Source organism: Undibacterium sp. Ji22W (assembly GCF_049340305.1).
Classification (GTDB): Bacteria; Pseudomonadota; Gammaproteobacteria; order Burkholderiales; family Burkholderiaceae_D; genus Undibacterium.
Map to the genome: position 1 here is coordinate 624,814 of NZ_JBMPOU010000002.1, position 18,957 is coordinate 643,770.

Below are 18,957 nucleotides of genomic sequence, written 5' to 3' on the forward strand. Positions count from 1 at the left end.
CAATTAGCTATGCATAAAATTCAAATTCTTCTTAGGGAAGTTCACCAAATTCGGGAAAACAGTATTGAGCTGATTCGTCGGCAATCCCAACCATTGCATGACCGTCGCGCCAACTTGGTCCGTGCTCGTAGACGGCACCATGCGACCGCCGCGACCGGGATCGGCATCATCGACACCGCCTAAAATATAGGATGGCAATTGCCCTATAACCTGACCACCGGCGACAGCGCCACCAAGCACAAACCAATTATTGCCCCAAGCGTGATCCGATCCCGCACCAGATGCCGGGCGCAGGGTGCGCCCGAACTCGCTAAGCATAAGCGTGGTGACATTCAAATCCATCCCAGCCGCGATATTGGCTTGATCAAAAGCAGCTACAGCGCGACCAACAATATCGAGTTGCGCATCTTGCGTGCGACTATCGTTACCCCGTTGACCGTAATGTGTATCAAACCCGCCCCACTCGACTAAGAAGATTTGGCGTCGATAACCCATCGATTTGAACACGGGCATGACCGAAGCTAAGGCACTTAATTTGCTGGCTAAATCATCAGTTCCGAAATTTGCAGTAGGTGGTTTTGCGGCTAAAAATACTTGCGTCAGTATGGTGGATTCAGACACGCTTTCATTGAAGGTACGCGCATATTCAGCTTCATATTGATTGGCGAATTGGGAGCGTGCCATGTTATTCAATGATTGCGACCAGTAGCTTTGTGGTTGCGCCAGATCGGCGCGTCCCCAGTAACGCGCTCCGAACGGCGACATAAAGGACACCGATGATTTGCGTCCCAAAACAAAGGTACGGTTGTTGCTCATGGTGACCGCGTTTAAGCGATTCGAAAGACCGGACGGTAATTGTTCCAACGTGCGTCCTGCCCAGCCACTCAGGTCGGAATCGCCATCCCAACCTTGTTGCAAGGCAGTAGCGTCACTATGGGATTGTAGGAATGGGGGAATTGGTACTGAATGATTAATTACCTGTTCACCAGTTGACGGCACGATGAGCAAACCGGCATTCGCAATCCAGGCCAAGCGTTTTTTATTATAGAGCGCGGCAAGCGGTGACAAACCCGGATGCAGACCGTAACTATGACCAGCACTATTGCCATCGAGACGAATTAAAGAATCTTTTGGTAAAGCGAGGATAGGACGCGCGTTGCTATAGTCTGTGTATGCGGCATCAGTCGGGATGAGTGTGTTGTGCCCATCATTCCCACCATTAAGAAAAAGACATATCAGCGCTTTGTAATCACCCGTGCTTGCGGCCAAACTATCGCTGAGGCCAGACAACATACTTACCCCACCAAGACCCGCAAGTAGTGGAATGCCTAGTGGAATGCCGCCTGCCTTTAGAAAATTTCTGCGATTCATTTGATCACTCCAAAGTAAGGGCTGCTTAAGGCGACTTGCAATATGACCAAAGCCCCCTCTTCAGGAGAACTCCAATTTCTGTCGCCGAGTATTAACGCCTGCAAATTCGAACGTAGCGTTGGTGGCATCGCACCGCGGAACCAGCGTTGGCTAATCAGATCGATAATCGCTTTGGGTGACTGCGCAAATGCTTTGCCGAGCTCCGCAACTTCACATCCAGAGTTGGTGTAATTATCGGCCGCCGCAGAATTATTTTTATCTAACAAGGTCCAGTTTAAAGCACCGATACGGCTGGTGAATTCGATCGTGTTCAAGAGTTTTTGTTCGGGTGCCAACAGATTGCTACCGGGTGCCCGGTCACCCGCTTGGTAGAAAGAAAAAACATTCGGAGGGTAAGTGGCGTTTTGATTTTGCGGCTCGATTACCCATCTGACTCCATCATCATTTGCTGGGTAGTGAAGAGGCTTTTTACAATTCATGCCACGCAACATTGCGGACCACCATTGTACGGGTTCACGCAATTTTCCAAAGGAATTTGGACTAGAGCCAATTTGATCCCCAGCACGTGCTTCTGGGTCCAAAAGTATGGCACGTACCACCGCTTTTAAATCACCGGCAACACCATTACCATTATTGCGAAATACGTTGGAAATACGCGTCAAATATTGCGGACTGGGATTACTAGTCACCAGATGTTGGATGAGACGTAGACTGATGAAGGGAGCGATATTGGGATGTTTCATTAATATCGCGATGACAGCATTCAATTCTTGCGCAGCATTCATGCCAGCAGCTAATGGCGTACCTAAGACGGTTTTAGCAGCACTGTCATGAAAGAAAGCTTGGGACTCCGGTAACATAGGCGTACCAAAATGCGGCCAGGCGTAATCCGGTAAGCCCGTATTATTGGGTGGCTGACGCCAGCCTGTTAAAGCACGCGCTAACTCTTCCACGTCTTTCTGTGTATAGGTTTCGAGCGGCTTGCCTTGTGCATCGCGTTTGGTACTACCATCAGTATTCAGTTGTACGACACCCAAAGAAAATAATTGCATCAATTCACGTGCGTAATTTTCATTCGGTGCACAGCCCAAACACATCGGTGAACTCGGCCGATTCAATTCATTATTCAGAAAAAAACCCATCATCGGATGGATGCTGACATCATGTAATAGCGTGCCGTAGTTATCGAAAGCACGGTTGATTAACAAGTTGTAATACTCATACCGACCATTCGATTGCCCCTGTGAAGTCGGAATAAATTCAAAGATAGACCACGCTACTCTTTGGCGTAACTGATCAGGTGCACCGAGTACACGCTGCCAATACACTTCATGCGCATAGCTATCGAGCGCGCTGACTGCCGCATTATCGGTTTCTTTGTAATCAAAATAACTGCGCGGGATGGCGCTGGTTGTCAGTGGCAGTGCCATCTGTGCATCGATCCATGCTTCAAAACCCAATTTGGAAATATCTTCTATCAATGCCGGCGTCGCGCCAAAACTGACTTGATCAGCAAATCGGGCTGCGGCGTAGTAGGTAACGGTCGTGCTTGGCTTGTTACTCACTTGTCCCGATGAATTTTTGGATGTGACTTCTTCCAATTTGTTGCTTTGGCCACAGCTCATCAGTCCGGCACAAAAACACAGCAGGCAGGAAAAGGAAACTAGGCGGGATAAATTAAGAGATCGGCTTATCATTGTATTTGCTCGATTAGTAAGTAAGAACTTAATCAAATCAGCGTTGCGCTGAATCCAAATGACAAAATTTTGATCGAAAGATAGTACAACGATTGTGCCGGCATTGCACGATAAATTGACTTGCATACCGATCCCAGCGCTTGGCCTGCCGTGATGTTTATTATTTTCAGCATCGCAATGTACGTCAGGTAAAAATAGCAGCCAGATTCGTTAACTTAAATGATAAGAAATCCGCGTGTTCTTACTTCAAATCACATGATAACAATCCAAACTTGGCAAAAATACTTACTCCGCCAACAAGCACTTGTGACATCGACACTCTGGAAATAACTGACGAAAAAAAAAACGCCTGGTGTCGCCACCAGGCGTTTTAAGTCACACAGTCTTAAATCACACAGCTGTCAATATTAAGGTGCGCAAGTAACACCAACTGAAGCGAACGCTGCAGTCACGTCTGCTTTCACGTAGCCGCGATTCACCGCAGCTGTTTCTACACCGCAAGCACCTTGGTTGAACGTGCTATTAGCTGTCCAGTACAAGCGATTAGCGTCTGCCATCACTTGGAAGGCTTTTTGTACATTCCAACCAGTTTTTGTTGCCAACAAGTAGAACGCCTTGTTGTACACGCCACTGGAGTAATGCACGTCTAATGTACTTGTGTACTTAGATGCATTGTCAATAGAGCGGCCATCTTGCGGTGGGTTAGCCATATAACGTAATGCGCCAGATGCTTTAAAGATCTCTTGACCGACCAAGAAATCATTCGAGCCTTTCATATAGAACTCTGCCGCTTCGCCTGCCATATCAGAGAACGCTTCATTCATACCGCCTGACATACCGGAGTAAACCAAGCCAGAATTTTGCTCAGTAAAGCCATGGCTCACTTCATGCGAAGTAACGTCTAAAGAAACCAGTGGGTAGAAAGTCGTTGCACCATCACCGAAGTACATCGCTGTACCATCCCAGAATGCATTTTCATAAGCACGTTTGTAATGTACGCGCATCAACAGTTTTTGGCTGATTGGACGAACGCCAACCCAAGCTTGGTACATATTGAATACCACGCCACCGAAGTAGTGTGCGTCATTCATTGGTGCGTAACCACCGTTAATCGTTTTCACAGTGTTACGTGGGCACGTAAAGCTGTGAGGTGCAGACGGAACTTTGGTCAAGGAATTCATGTTGTAGGTTGCTACGTTAGTGCTGTTTAACGAGCAAGTAGAACCTGATTGAGTCACATCCAATTTACCGTATTTCACGCCATATTCGTATTGGCCAGTTTTTGTGTTGCCGCCAGGACCTGTGCCGACCAATGCATGGTTAATACCTTCCCAGTGACTGATCACAGCACCCGTGTTGGCATCTAACATGTAGAAAGGACGACGTGGTTCGTCGGTGTTAGTCGCATTGAATGAAACAACATAGACCAAATGCGCCACGCCGTTTTCGCCGCGTTTCACAAACATTTTGGCTTGTTCGTTTTCAGTTTCAAATATTTGCGCATGTGTTTTTGCTTGGATCAGCGCATCGTTCTTGGAGAAAATTGGACGAATACTAGGCAAGTCACGTTCGATGTTACGCAACACCGCACCAGTCATTGTTGAGCCGCCATTTTTGGCGACATGTTCAACCACTGCTTCGTTCCAGACAGGAACACCTTGGAACATTTGTTGATGGCGCACGACCTTTAAACCGCTTGCATAGGTCATAGCACGCTCAGGTTTAAGCTCGGCGGCGTGATTTCCACCAATAGCGAGAGAAAGATTACCGCCCAGGACTGAGCTATTGACTTTACTTGAACCAGTTAAAACTTCACGATCAGCCGCGTGTGCACTAAAAGCACCGGCGATCAACACTGCGATTAAAGCTGGACGTACTACGATGTTGTGCTGCTTTGCCATAATTATGTATCCCCAAAATTGTAAATAATTATGAACAGACAGAAGTTATCGAAATTCGCAAAACATGTTTGCTGGTTTCACACCGATCTCAAATACCTATCCTTGATTTCAGCGCCGTTAGCTTTTGGCTACCGGTATCTCCCTGAACGTTCGACTTGACCCAATTCATCGGTATTTTTCTTGGGTTCTGAGTTTGTATAAAAAGTGTATCAACAAGTATCAACTTGTACGACACAAAATTTTTAGTCAGACGATTCTAAATACACTCGAGAATTGTGGGGTTTCATAGGGAAATACTAAATTTAATACACTTTAAAAAATATTTTATGCAGTTGTAAAAAACAAACGTTCGACCAATTAATGCATATTATTTAGATAATTTTCGATATTTAAAAATTAATTAAATTGCCTATTTGGCACGTTGGAATTACTTTTCCAAAAGATGATCAATCACCATACCACTTACCTCATTCGCGAAATAAGTAGGTGAAATTACGACTGACCAGCAATTTCTCTGGGTGCCCCTTCAGAAATACCTGCATTCTTTCCGTATCGACCCTCTCTGCCGCGGCAATGGCCTTAGCATTGACCACAGTGGAACGATGAATTTGCCAGAATTGATCGCCATCAAGGCCGTCTAACAAGTCTTTTAATGGCGTCCTGAGCAAAGCCTCATACTCCGCCAGGACCACCCGGGTGTATTTGGTATCTGATTGAAAAAACAAGACGTCATCAACGTCGATCAATTTGATTTGTTTTCCCACACTGGCTTTAATCCATTTCATTTTGGGTGGTTTTGCGTCTGCCATGTTCGCCCGTATGCTGCTTAAAATAGCACTTAAATCCATCGTTCTACTATCCGCGGTGGCAAGCTTATGCACACCAACATCACTGAACAATGCCTGCAGCTTTTCTTGTGCACGTTGTACCGCCTTATACAAGCGCTCTTCTTGAACGGGTTTCAGCAAATAATCAATCGCGCCAGCATCAAAGGCATCAATCGCATATTGGTCATACGCTGTAATAAAAATAACGTGCGCTGATCGCCCAATTTTTTGTGCGACTTCAATGCCCGATAAACCTGGCATGCGAATGTCCAAAAAAACGACCGCTGGTTCATGTTCTAAAAATCCATCCCAGGCATCATTTCCATTTTCTGCCACCATGACGATCTCAGCTTGGGGCCACACCTTCGCCAATTGCGTGATTAATCTCTCACGCATTAAGGGTTCGTCTTCGGCAATCAACACGCGTGTTTTCATCACTTATTTTCTTTCCTATTCGTCCGACTTGATAATAATAAATCTATGACAGCGGAATACTCACCTCAGCAATCACGCCACCTTGTTCTGCTTCGACTATCGAGAGCGCTGCCGGCACACCATATTGCAAACGTAAGCGATCGCGCGCATTTTGCAAACCGATGCCATTATTTGGCATATAACTTAAGCCTACTCCACTGTCTTGAACAGTAATTATCAAGTCGGTTCCCGTTTTTTTCGCACGAATGTCGATCCGACCACCGCGTAAAGAGGGTTCTATGCCGTGTTTAATCGCGTTCTCTGCTAAGGTCAACAGCATCATGCTAGGGATGCTGATGGTCTTCAAATCGTCGGGCAATTCAAGATGAAAATCCAACCTGGCCCCCATTCTGGCTTTCATGACTTGTAAATAGGCGTGTATCAAACGAAATTCCTCTGCCAGAGTGATTTTCTCACTACGCATATCGCTCATGCTGGCACGTAAAAAAACGATCAGGTTAGCGGTAAGTTCTGCGGCTCGCGGCGCGGTTTGCTCCGCCAGTTGTTGAACAGCGCCCAAGGTGTTGAACAAAAAATGCGGTTCGATTTGAGCGCGCAATAATCGCAATTGCGATTCACTCGCTTGGCGCGCATTTTTTTCGCGCTCAGCTTCAAGTTCTAATTGCGCCGTGATGGCTTCGTAATTTTTGTTGCGCCAGACCGCTACGATGCCCACCAACAGAGCATAGACACAGCCCATAATGCCTGCAACCATCAAGACTCTCGGTACGTCTTGCACAATGCTGGTCCAGATATCTTTGCCACGTAGCATGGCGCCCAACACAGTACCGCCTAGCAAGCCAGAAGATACCCCCAAAAAAGCATTCGATAAAAAGCGTAAAGGTCGAAACGCCAAGCGTCTATAGTTGAACCAAATGCCGATCAAAGAAACCGCGACGGCCCAACCAATCAAGTTGGCAATAGCGACCAAAATCCACCAGTCCAATTTGGGTCTAAAAAAGTGTAAGAGAAAACCAATGATAGAAAACAAGACACTTAACTTCAAAACCGCCATCCACAACGTGGCTCCTTGATATTTAACCGAAAATTGATGCAGTTGTGAGCGCTCAATGGATGTCAGTTTAGTCAAGCGGAGAGCCACATGACGACGCCATCGAACAGGAATTTGCTGTGCTTGGTCAGGATGCAACAAGACATCCAACATCTCATTATTCCAATCCTGATACCACGTAGCTATTTTCTTCCACATCGTCATTTTCCTCATTATTCAATAGATTGTGCTGAGCACAACCGCGCACCACAGCATGTGACTACGTACAGCCGGGTACCTAGCCAACGATGCCAATGTAACCGGACAACTGCGCCAACTCCAGACGATTACGACCAATGACGAATTGATCTGGCTCAAATACGACCGCATTGCTTTTATAATTGTGCTGAATACGACACTTCTAGCGCTTATTTTTTACAAGAAGAAGCGGACATCGCCTATGATACAAAGGTCGATTACCACCAAGGAAATCTCATGTCCATCCCGAAAGCTCTCCCTACCGTCAGCCATGACCGTTATCATAAGCTTAGTATCGGCTTACATTGGCTTATGCTACTGCTATTAATTGCGGTGTATGCGACCATAGAATTACGTGAAATTTTTCCTAAAGGCAGTGATCCGCGTAAAGCCATGAAACTATGGCACTTCATGTTAGGTTTATCGGTACTAGCATTTGCCTTGCTGCGTCTGGTTGTTCGCTTGCGTCAGCAAACTCCAGCGATTATTCCAACACCACCCGCGTGGCAGGAACTGATTGCAAAAATCATGCACATCGCGCTGTACGGATTAATGCTCGGAATGCCGCTAGCTGGCTGGATGATACTTAGCGGCGAAGCCCAAGTCATCCCATTTTTCGGTTTAGAGCTACCGCCTCTGATCGCGCCCAACAAAGATCTGGCCGAAAGCATTGAAGACTTACACACTACTTTTGGCAAAGCTGGCTACTTTTTGATAGGCCTGCATGCCTTAGCTGCTTTGTATCACCACTACATCGTCAAAGACAATACGCTAAAACGTATGCTGCCGCATTAAGCTAACGCGGATTTATCTGTAACAAAAAAATAGCGCACCAACAAGGGTGCGCTATTTTTTTGAACTTTGTTTCCAGCCTTTTTCTGAGGACTCAAGAGACTTTCATCAGAAAATTTTTCTTCAAAAACGTCACTAATTTCTTCACGAACTCTGCGTCCAACACCAGATTTGGATCGCTATACGAAGCAACTTGCTGAGCATTCTCCGCAGGTACTGTCTTCATAATATGATTCATGCCTTTGATGATATTGAGCTCCGCTTTAGGTTGGGATTGCGCCAATGATACGGCTTGGCCGACACTCACTTGTATATCGGTATCGCCTTGAAATATTGCGACCGGGATTGTTAATTTCTGAATCGCTTCGGCAGGTACAATCGGAAACCAAGACATCAGGTAATTCTGCACACTAGGACGATAGAGTGCTAATAGCGGTGCGGGAACATCTTTCACGAATTCCGATTTTTCCATGCTACTTAAAATGCTTTCATTGATTTTTGCCAATTCAGGCGGGAGCTTATTTGCCAACTGTGTCCGTAAAATCTTCGCTGCGGATTGTGCAGGTCCTGCAATCGAGATAAAGGCTTGCACTTTATTGTCTCGCACCGCCAATATACCCAACGTAGATCCTTCGCTATGCCCAATCACTGCGAGTCCGCCAAAACGCGGATCGTTATTGAGTAATTTGATCCAATGTTGCACATCTTCGACGTAAGTTTGAAAACGGAGATTCTCTTCCGCTCCGCCCGCCGCAAAACTCTCGCCGATACCGCGCTTGTCATAGCGCACAGAAGCAAAGCCAGCGATCGCCAACTCTTCAGCCAACATCCGCAAACTATTATTTTTTCCCGGTAATGCGGGACTATTGCCATCACGGTCTGTTGGTCCAGAACCAGCAATAATCAATACGACTGGTGGTTTAATTTTGTGCCCGGGGATCAATAAACTGCCATACAAGGTGTTGATCCCTTCACCCACCGTGATCGTGCTTTGAATAAATTCTGCCCGTGCCGGAGTGAAAGTCAAGAATAGCCATAAACAAATACAACGCTGCACTAAAGGAAATAGACGCATGAACTTCTCCAAACAAGTGAGTAGAAAGTAAGTGACAGTGAGCCAAAATGAACGCATAAGCTGACCACTGATACAGACAATTCGAGCGGTAAAAAAGAGCGTACTCGCTCTCTTACCGTGAGATTTTAATGGATAAACGCTGTTAGCTAAATAGGCAATAACGGGAAAAGACCGAAATGGACAAAGACAAGAAGGAACAAGGCAACACCTGATCCCAGCGCATAGTCAATGGACCTGCCTGAGTTGTCAGCTAAATGGTCAGCTAAATTACCAGCTAAATTGCCAGCTAAATTGCCAGCTAAATTACCAGCTAAATTGTCAGCGATATCTAAGTCATCGATGTGGGGCAATTTGTATCCGCTTTGTGCCGCGATAGGCACAAACCTATATTTTAGGCATACACGCTGATAATAGAATTGATAGTGCTCGTGCTGTAGGTTTGCTGAACCTGATTGATTTTTTTCTGTACGCTGTGATGCGCATTGGAGGTATCTACCACCCCATTTGATTGCCCCAAGCCCTCACTCGTTTTTTGTAACATCAGCTGTGTATTTGCTTCGATTTCCATTTGTTGCGCCATGGCGGCAACCGACCTGTCTTGCCCAGACGGGTCTGCTGGTGCCAATGCCGCGGCTTGGATTTGGCGGGCGCGCGCAATCGTATCTTCTGGGGTGCGCCCCGGAGAAGTGTCGATACCAACTTCGCCGCCAACAGCGTAATCCACGCCGTCCGGTCCTTTTTGATAAGTAAAACTTGCCCCAGATGTCGCAAGGCCACCACTGGCCGCGAGATGCGCCATTTCATGCAAGCGAACCTGCCGATCACGTGCTTGTAACTTCGCTAGTTGCGCAGTGTCAGCGGCGCTGAACTGCGCGGATTTCTTGGCGCTAGAAGAAGATTCGACGGCATTTGTGTCGGCCACCGTCGCATTCGTTTCATTCGTATCTTGGGAGGAACTTTGATTGCTAGACGGGGCAGCATTTTGTACTACCGCGTTTTTAGCTTGTGCAGCGGCCAACAACTGCCTGCGGTTGCTTGCATCAATCGTTGTGATCGCGGCGATTGCCGAGATTGCCGATGTTGAAACGCCACTCATGCCCATGTTGAGGCTCCTGTCATCTTCTTACAGGATAGTCATTCCGGACTTAATTAGCAAAGTTTGCAGGTGAGCATGATTTGTTAAAGGGACATCAATCAATACGCAAAAGGGACGATCGCGAAGTATCTCTTTTTTGATTTCGTCACCAATCAATTTGTGGCTGACGGATGGGCAGTTCAGGCTGGTTCAAGTGCCATTGTTTGCCTATTGATACGTTTTAAACGACAAGCCAAAATCGCGATAAATTTCGGCCACGCGACCCCGTTTGATCATATCCCTCAGGCTCTTCGACAAGGCTGGCGCTAGGTGCTTGTGTTTGGAAAATTTCGACATCCCGTAATAACGAGAAAGTGACCGTGTTGCCTGATATTCGCTCCATCCAACATGCGCTTTTTCTGCAGGCGTTAACGCTGCTAGAACCGATTCCTTATCATTCACGATCATGACATCGAAACGGCCAGCAAGCAGCATCTTTACCATATTGCTATCGTCGTGCGAGCCTACGCGCTGCATAGATTTATCGATATCAAACTGGGGGAAATATAAGGTACTTCGCTTCACACCAATTTTCAGTTTTCTCAAGTCCTCGTAGGCTTTGATGCGCTGTTCTTCGCCGGCTCTTGTCAAGAAAAGCACCGGGTTGCTCTCAACGCCTATCGGCCCTAAAAAATCCATAAACGTCGCCCGCTCTTCATTTTTGAAGATGCCAGGTACCAGATCAGTGATGCCCGTTCTGAGATCTTCTAAAGTACGTGGGAAGGGTGCAATGCGCCAACGCAGCTGATAACCCAAATTCGCAGCAGCCTCATTTAAAATCACGACGATCGGACCTGAGACAACGCCAGTCCTCTCATCGGCCAGAATTTCTGGTGGCCTTGGTCTTGCATCTGCCAGTAACAGTTTTCCTTGCGCGTACAAATTTTCTAAGGGAAGCAAGGCCAGCAATACCACCAATAAATAATGACGAATCGGCATAAGGTTTTGTCCAGTAAGCAAAGCGCGCGATAAACCAAGCGCAATTTAGCGCAAATTTGAGCGCAAAATTGAGCGAACCAATATTAGCAAAAATCACTGGACGGCATACTTATTGTTGCTGGCGAACATACAAAAAAATATTGAAGGTGAGCCTTATTCGCAGGCAATGCGTGCAAAACACTTCATTGAATACCAATACACAAAGTCTTTATGCTATTTTTCACCAGTGCATCATGTCATTTGAGTTTTGTTTTGTTTTATCCTGTTTTGTCTTGTATTGCACGCCAGCTTTTTAAGCCACGTGCAATTCTATCGACTGCTAACTGCAGCCGTGACAAATTCTGCGTGTATGCGAAACGCACATGCTGCTGCGCCTGGAAATGACCGAAATCCAGACCGGGCGTAAAAGCGACATATTCGGTCTCCAAAAAATGTTGGCAAAACGCATATGCATCACCGCCAAACGCACTCATGTCGGCATATAAATAGAATGCCCCTTGCGGTTCAACCGCGATCGTAAATCCCAGGTCACGTAGTGCCGGCAATAAGAAATTTCGTCGTTCAGCAAAGGCGTGGCGACGTTCTTCAAAGATGGCGATGGTCGCTGGTTCGAAGCATGCCAAGGCCGCATGTTGTGCCATGCTTGAGGCACTGATGTAGAGATTTTGCGCCAGCTTTTCTAACTCGGGAATCGCCGCCTCTGGCGCGACTAACCAGCCCAGACGCCAGCCTGTCATACCAAAATACTTCGAAAAACTATTCAAAACAAAGGCGTCATTATCAACTTCCAGCACGCTGGCCGCGTCCACCCCATACGTTAAGCCATGGTAAATCTCATCGACTACCAAGTGCCCGCCTTTTTGATGAATTGCCTGCGATACCGCCGCCAGCTCCTGACGGCTCAGTAAGGTGCCAGTCGGATTCGCAGGAGACGCCAATAAAGCACCGACAGTGTTGTCCTGCCAATATTCGGCAATCAGTTCTGGGGTCAATTGATATCGGACTTCAGGCCCGACTGGAACCAACTTCGCGGACGCTTCTATCAAGCGCAAGAAGTGGCGATTGCAGGGGTAGCCGGGATCGGCCATCAGCCATTGCTTACCGGGATCAACCAATAGGCTGGTGGTCAACAGTAAGGCTCCCGAACCACCCGGCGTAATCATAACTCGCTGTGGAGCAATGTTTACGCCGTAACGTTGACGATAAAATTCGCTGATCGCCTCCCTTAACTGTGGCAAGCCACGAGCCGCGGTGTAACGTGTATGTCCAGCAGCCAACGCCGCCTGTCCAGCCGCGATAATCGGTGCGGCGGTAACAAAATCAGGTTCGCCGATTTCTAGATGAATGACGTCGTGACCGGCAGCTTGCAATTCATTGGCACGTGCGAGTAAGGCCATCACATGAAATGGTTCAATCGCCTTACTACGGGCACTATAGGTAGGAGTTAATGACTGCATGATTCGGCCTGCGCGCTAAGACGGAACTCGATAGTGTAATGGGGCGCCAGTTTTTTGGGAAATACTAAGTGACGATTGCCCTATCAGACAAAGTGATAGCCCTTCACAGGCTAGCGCTTTAGTGCGGTACGTAATACCGACAAAGCATCATCGTAATCATAGAGTTGAATATGTTGATCGAGCTTGGCGACAACGTGTGCATCAAGTGCCTGCAAGAAAATGGTGCGTTGTTCTTCGAAATATTGTGGACAATCCCCACTAAAATTACTCAGCAGCTCCATTAAATGCTGCAACCTCGACTGTACCTCTTCATGGCTAATCGCGGCGATTCCGACGGACATCGCTGCATTACTAAATGAAGACGGCAAAAGCTGCCTGAGTTCTGTTAAAACTTGAGTCAACGATACCACTAACTTCACGCAAAGAGGCTTACAGCCATTGCGCAAACTGGAGTCCTGCTGCGCCATTTGTAAAGCAAGCTCTAATTGTGATGCATCTGCATGGAGCTGAATAGCGCCGATGCTGCCTGCTAATCCTTTTAATGTATGCGTCAAGATAAAGGCTTGCGCATCATTCGCGACTGCCAGAGCATCCTGCAGCTGCTTGCCAGTATGTGCCTGACTTTCGACAAAACGACTTAAGACTTTCAAATACAGATCGCGTTTTCCCATCATCAAACTTAAGCCTTGATGACTATCGATATGTTTAAAGCGCTGGAAATCAAAACTCGCTAGCTTGTCCGCTTGATTTTCATACGCTTGTAGCGATTGCTCCAATGGTAATGGCGACTCGTCCTGATACACGTATTCGTCCGCATTGAGAATGCTGACCTTATGTCCCAACCACCGCGCCAAGGTTGTAAATAAGGCATTCGGCTGTACTGGTTTTGCTAAGAAATCCTGCATTCCTTCATCCATACAGCGTTGCCGTACATCGGCCATCGCATGCGCCGTCATCGCGACGATGGGAATAGGATTAAATCTGGCTTGCTGGCGAATGTGCTGTGTTGCCTGATGTCCGTCCATCCCAGGCATCTCGAGATCCATCAAAATCAAATCGAAAGTATTTGCAGCAACCTGATCAAGTTGCGCTAGGGCTTCTTGTCCACCGTTTGCCACCACCACCTGTATACCCACAGTGGCTAATAATTCGACTGCAATTTGTTGATTGATTTCATTGTCTTCAACCAGCAAAATAAGGGCATCAGCATACTGGTGCTGATGATCGGAAATACTACTGCCCATTTGTAGTAACGTCGCCTCACTGCAGCTATCGAACGGCAGACTAAAGGTAAAGCATGAGCCATGCCCAAACTGGCTATCTACCTGGATAGAACCGCCTAACAAGTTCACCAACTGATGCGAAATCGATAGTCCTAAACCAGTACCTCCAAATTTACGACTAGTAGAACTGTCGGCTTGCGTGAATGCCGAAAACAAACGCTCGACCTGCTCCTCGGTCATTCCGATTCCGGTGTCGACAACAGTGAACGTCAACAGTAAACCTGCGCCATTTGTAACTTGATGGCGGTCATCATTAGACACGCTTAAACGCACTTCGCCACGCTCTGTAAATTTAATCGCATTGTTGACCAAATTAATCAGCACCTGCCCTAAGCGCATCGCATCGCCCACCAGAAAACGTGGCATACCCGCAGGCACATCGATTTGCAATAGCAGGCCTTTTTCTTGGGCTTTTTGTGCGGTGATGGTCGTCACGTGATTAATCACGTCATCCAATGAGAATGGACTGAAATCAACTTCCATTTTGCCAGCTTCGATTTTTGAAAAATCTAAGATGCTATTGATGATCCCCAACAAAGCATTACCAGCGTCATGTATCTTGTTGAGGTAATCGCGCTGTTTCGAATTCAAGTCTGTTCGCAAAGACAAATACGCCAAACCGATAATCGCGTTCATTGGTGTACGTATTTCATGGCTCATGGTGGCCAGAAATGCGCTCTTTGCTTGATTCGCTAGCTCCGCAGCTTCCCTTGCATGCAGTTCTGCCGCCATTTTGTCCGCAAGCATTTGCTGGTGTGAGCGTTGTGCCTCAGCCTGTAAATCCTGATCGAGCAATGACGCTGTATCTGCAATCGTCCGAATCTCATCTGGTCGATATTGATTGAAATCAGGTTTGCCGCCGACCAGTAACATCCCGGTCAGATGTCCACGATGAGTAAATGGAATTAAGAGCGCGTTTTCGCCCGCGATGTCTTGCAGTGATAGCGGTAGGCGTGAAGTCAAAATACGCGCCAGATCCCCTCCTAGCGCGTAAACTTTCTCAGGTGCGTCCAAAAAATCGCCCGCAATTTTCCGACAATAAGCCTCATGATAGGTGTAGATGGCACTGTGCGCACCACCAGTGTACGCGCAGAAAGGACTCAAATAGTGGGCAACTAACTGACTTTGCCCTTGCATTTCCGGCGCATTCGCTAGTGCAATTTGTAAGGCTTCTTGTTGTGCTCGCCATTTTGGATACAACCAAGTGCGCACCAATTGCTCCGAAAATTTTCGCCAAGGTTTATACAAAGCCAATAACAATGAACCACACACCACGTCGAACAGTAAAGTTTTCCAGCGCACCTCCAGGTCTAATTGCGGTGCCACCACCAGCTGCATAAACGCCAGCCCGGTTAGCAACCCAATACTCAGCAAGACATAGACGCTAAACCGATTAATCGCAAAACTAAAGTCAAATAGGCGATTTTTCAATAAGGCATAACCGAGCCCGCCATACGCCAGAAAAATAATCGAGGAGTTGAAAGACTCAAAGTATGCCAGCGCACGCTCCTCATCCATCATGCGAAACAAATTATGAAATAGGTAAATCGCATAAATGTTTCCCATGCAAAAGCCTATCCAAGCCAGCCGTTGTCGGGTAATGCCACTACTCACGCGCCAAGAAATCGCCAACGCACCCAAGGAAAAAATCACCGACGCAATCGCCAAAGCACGTCGCCACAAACGTAGATTGATCCATTCACGCACCTCCCACGGCAAGATGCCGAGCTTGATCAGAATATGACATAAGGTATAGCTGGCAAAACATAAGGTATAGATGTAAAAAAGTTGCCGCACTGCCGGTAAGCGCCAATGTGGTCGATCCTCGGGGAAAATCAAGCAAAAATAAGTAAAAAAAACATATCCGACAAATAACTCAATCGGAAATACATATAAAGAAAGGAAGTCTTGCAGTGCGCCACCGGGCAAATAGGGAATGAAGGTATCAGGAATGATCGCCAGCATCGCTATTGCTAAGGCACGCATGGGAACACTATTCGCATGACGCCAGACCAGCATGCTGATGATGAATAGCGCGATAACGGTGGTAGAAAATTGAGTCAGCGTAATCGCTAGCCAGATCTCTGCATGGCGAAGATTCTTGGGAACTGGCTGTAACTGCAAAGGCACTCCAGCACTCGCAGCGGGCGCTATTTTGTTTGCCGTATTTGCGCTAAACCACCGCACACCAATACGGTCATCTGTTGCCAATAGGCGGGTCTGATCACCAAGCCGGTCAAACACGAGATGGTCGCCGGGCTTGGCGCCTGCTAATGTCAGAGGTGATTCGGGATTCAATTTCTCTATCGGCAAACGATAGTATTCATCCGGTGCACCAAAGACCGCGCCGAGCTCCGCCGCAACGTGCGGTGCCGCACTACGTTGCCAAAAGCTACTGGCCCAAAAATCGAGCGCACCAAAAATCACGACCATGCTCAACATCAGGATCTTAAATTGCAGATTGGACAATAAGGCTTTGGTCATTGGTATTTGCAGCTAAAATAGGAGTCGCCGTTTAAGCGATGCTACGGCAGAATTAGTTAAGGGTCGATTCTAAAGGTGAAGCGCATGTTTCTAGCAATTTCCATAAAAAAATTGTCGCAAATCACTGTTTTTGTTGTGCAAAGCTATTCTTAGCGTGATTTATGAAATAAATTATGGTGAATCCTATTGTCAACTTTCCCTTGCCAATTGCCTCAAATTCACGCAGATCTTATGACAAACATGGCGTATAGCATCCGCGGCATCATGAAGACCTCAATATCGTCGTAAATTCCTTACTAGCGAATCATCGATTTACCTTCACATCAAAAAAATTCGAAAGATTTATCCATGTTAATCAACTGCGTTGCCTATCAAGAAGGTAAAAAACTGGCGGATATTTTAGTCGACGATATCAGCGAATATATCAAACGAAAAGATTGTTTCGTGTGGGTAGCGTTGAAGGATGCAGAAACAGAAGAATTAGCACAAATGCAGCGAGAGTTCGGCTTGCACGAATTAGCATTAGAAGATGCAATGAAGGGGCATCAACGGCCCAAAATTGAAGAATATGGCGATTCTCTATTCGCGGTGATGCAAACCGTCGAAATTATCGATGGCGAATTATCGGTAGGCGAAGTCGATGTCTTTGTCGGAGAGAATTATGTACTCTCGACCCGCAATCGATGCCAACAAGGATTTCTCGGTGTGCGTGCGCGTTGTGAACGTGAACCGCATCATTTGATGAAGGGTTCTGCCTTTGTGCTGTATGCCTTGATGGATGCGGTCGTAGATCGTTACTTCCCAGTCATTGATTCTTTGGAATCAGAACTTGAGGCCATCGAGGAACATATCTTCACCAAGGGCTCGCAACGTCTGAATATTGAACAACTGTATCAGCTCAAGCGCAAAATTATGACGCTAAAACACGCGGTCGCCCCACTCTTAGAAGCAGTAGGCAAGCTCGATGGTGGCCGCGTGCCGCCTATCTGCATAGGCACGCAAGAATATTTCCGCGACGTACACGATCATCTTTATCGAATTAACACCTCCATAGAATCAATCCGGGACACCATTAGTACCGCGATACAAGTGAGTCTGTCACTAGTAAATATCGATGAAAGCGAAGTGAATAAGCGATTGGCCGCTTGGGCCGCGATCTTTGCGGTAGCAACCGCATTCGCCGGGATCTGGGGTATGAATTTTGAGCACATGCCCGAACTCAAATGGGAATACGGTTATCCCACCGCATTGGGCACCATGGTTAGTGTCTGCGCTTATTTGTATTACCGATTTAAAAAATCGGGTTGGTTGTAGGCCGCTCAATCGCTTTTTCTCACCATCCTTGAGCATCTTCAGCTTGATGGCATGCTCAAGGTCTGTCCTTAATTTCAACGACTTAGTGATAAAGTTTCTTACTTACTCAGAACGTCTTGCTCACCATCGCGACAAATGAAGTTTTTCCCAGAAATTTTCCATTCACTGGTGAGGCGTAAGCAATCTCACCTGCATTGGTGCCGATCACGGATAAGGAAGCACTGAGGATACCGAAATCTTTAGTGACACCAATTTTCCAATCCGTATAGGCTGAAATGCTGTTGTTTTTCACTTGTTGATGACCTGCGTGCAAGTTCAAGACCAAGCCACTATCAATGTCGATATTCGCACCGAGGTCTAGATAGCCACTATTTTTGCTGTTCGCAAAACCAAACAAATTCGTGGTGGCGTGCGAGTACTTCACATACGCGGGACCATAACCGAGTTGACCATACACTTCCGTCGTATTCGCACTGACCGCTAATCCATTCGATGGGTACACATAGGCCAAGACACCGACGTCATAACTGATATCGCTAGTCAACGAGCCGCGTTTTCCCGCATACAAATCGACTTCAACACTACCACCGCCGCCAGCATCTTTGGTCCATTTGATAGTGGATGCCCAAGCACCTACATACAAGCCTGAAGGATTATTCACATAGTCTGCGCCGCCTTGCAAAGCCTGTTGCAGACGTGTTTGTGAGATACCTCGATAACGGTAGTCTGACGCCAATGCCGCGTTGAAGCTAACTTCATGTTCTGGCTTCACCGTTGGTGCTGCGTCTTGTGCTTGCGCAGCTTGACTACTAAACAAAGTCGCCATTGCTGCTGCTAACAATACTTTTTTCATCTTACGTCCTTTCAAATTAACGACCATGTCGTTCTGGTGAATGTTCTTGTTGAATCAGCGTTCAGCAAGCACATAAATACTTTTTTACTGTGTCACTCCTGCGTAG

Annotated in this window: 14 protein-coding genes; 2 read left to right on the top strand and 12 right to left on the bottom strand. The window is 46.9% G+C overall.

Going from position 1 to position 18,957, the window contains the following annotated elements:
* Positions 1 to 3 precede the first annotated feature (3 nt).
* The 5 genes from ACO0KW_RS09585 to ACO0KW_RS09605 form a co-directional block, all read right to left on the bottom strand.
* On the bottom strand, positions 4 to 1,371 hold the full coding sequence (locus ACO0KW_RS09585) for a DUF1501 domain-containing protein (RefSeq protein WP_423052850.1): 1,368 nt from the start codon (positions 1,369 to 1,371) through the stop codon (positions 4 to 6).
* On the bottom strand, positions 1,368 to 2,996 hold the full coding sequence (locus ACO0KW_RS09590; RefSeq protein ID WP_423052851.1) for a DUF1800 domain-containing protein: 1,629 nt from the start codon (positions 2,994 to 2,996) through the stop codon (positions 1,368 to 1,370). The genes ACO0KW_RS09585 and ACO0KW_RS09590 overlap by 4 nt, the downstream gene beginning before the upstream one ends.
* Before the next feature lie 479 nt (positions 2,997 to 3,475).
* Entirely contained in the window at positions 3,476 to 4,969 is a 1,494-nt protein-coding gene (locus ACO0KW_RS09595) for a M4 family metallopeptidase (RefSeq protein ID WP_423052852.1), read from the bottom strand.
* Between the two features lie 467 nt (positions 4,970 to 5,436).
* On the bottom strand, positions 5,437 to 6,231 hold the full coding sequence (locus ACO0KW_RS09600; RefSeq protein ID WP_423053461.1) for a LytR/AlgR family response regulator transcription factor: 795 nt from the start codon (positions 6,229 to 6,231) through the stop codon (positions 5,437 to 5,439).
* 43 nt (positions 6,232 to 6,274) lie between these two features.
* Positions 6,275 to 7,480 carry a sensor histidine kinase gene (locus ACO0KW_RS09605; RefSeq protein WP_423052853.1) on the bottom strand — a complete coding sequence of 402 codons (1,206 nt, stop codon included), beginning with the start codon at positions 7,478 to 7,480 and terminating at the stop codon, positions 6,275 to 6,277.
* 276 nt (positions 7,481 to 7,756) lie between these two features.
* Here ACO0KW_RS09605 and ACO0KW_RS09610 point away from each other — a divergent pair, with 276 nt between their 5' ends.
* Positions 7,757 to 8,314, top strand: a complete 558-nt coding sequence (locus ACO0KW_RS09610; RefSeq protein WP_423052854.1) for a cytochrome b — start codon at positions 7,757 to 7,759, stop codon at positions 8,312 to 8,314.
* A gap of 91 nt (positions 8,315 to 8,405) precedes the next feature.
* On the opposite strand, the gene ACO0KW_RS09615 is transcribed toward ACO0KW_RS09610, so the two are convergent.
* The 6 genes from ACO0KW_RS09615 to ACO0KW_RS09640 form a co-directional block, all read right to left on the bottom strand.
* A complete protein-coding gene (locus tag ACO0KW_RS09615; RefSeq protein WP_423052855.1) occupies positions 8,406 to 9,386 on the bottom strand; it encodes an alpha/beta hydrolase in 981 nt (326 codons plus the stop codon).
* A 146-nt stretch (positions 9,387 to 9,532) separates the two neighbouring features.
* Entirely contained in the window at positions 9,533 to 9,736 is a 204-nt protein-coding gene (locus ACO0KW_RS09620; RefSeq protein WP_423052856.1) for a hypothetical protein, read from the bottom strand.
* Between the two features lie 41 nt (positions 9,737 to 9,777).
* Entirely contained in the window at positions 9,778 to 10,488 is a 711-nt protein-coding gene (locus ACO0KW_RS09625; RefSeq protein WP_423052857.1) for a putative metalloprotease CJM1_0395 family protein, read from the bottom strand.
* Positions 10,489 to 10,689: 201 nt separating this feature from the next.
* Positions 10,690 to 11,460, bottom strand: coding sequence for a substrate-binding periplasmic protein (locus ACO0KW_RS09630; RefSeq protein ID WP_423052858.1), 771 nt, complete (start codon positions 11,458 to 11,460; stop codon positions 10,690 to 10,692).
* A 257-nt stretch (positions 11,461 to 11,717) separates the two neighbouring features.
* On the bottom strand, positions 11,718 to 12,917 hold the full coding sequence (locus tag ACO0KW_RS09635) for a pyridoxal phosphate-dependent aminotransferase (protein ID WP_423052859.1): 1,200 nt from the start codon (positions 12,915 to 12,917) through the stop codon (positions 11,718 to 11,720).
* 110 nt (positions 12,918 to 13,027) lie between these two features.
* Positions 13,028 to 16,684, bottom strand: coding sequence for an ATP-binding protein (locus tag ACO0KW_RS09640; RefSeq protein WP_423052860.1), 3,657 nt, complete (start codon positions 16,682 to 16,684; stop codon positions 13,028 to 13,030).
* Positions 16,685 to 17,032: 348 nt separating this feature from the next.
* Here ACO0KW_RS09640 and corA point away from each other — a divergent pair, with 348 nt between their 5' ends.
* Positions 17,033 to 17,998, top strand: coding sequence for a magnesium/cobalt transporter CorA (gene corA, locus ACO0KW_RS09645; protein WP_423052861.1), 966 nt, complete (start codon positions 17,033 to 17,035; stop codon positions 17,996 to 17,998).
* Positions 17,999 to 18,104: 106 nt separating this feature from the next.
* Here corA and ACO0KW_RS09650 read toward each other — a convergent pair whose 3' ends face one another.
* Positions 18,105 to 18,851: a TorF family putative porin gene (locus ACO0KW_RS09650; RefSeq protein ID WP_423052862.1), complete on the bottom strand. Its 747-nt coding sequence runs from the start codon at positions 18,849 to 18,851 to the stop codon at positions 18,105 to 18,107.
* Positions 18,852 to 18,957: the final 106 nt, after the last annotated feature.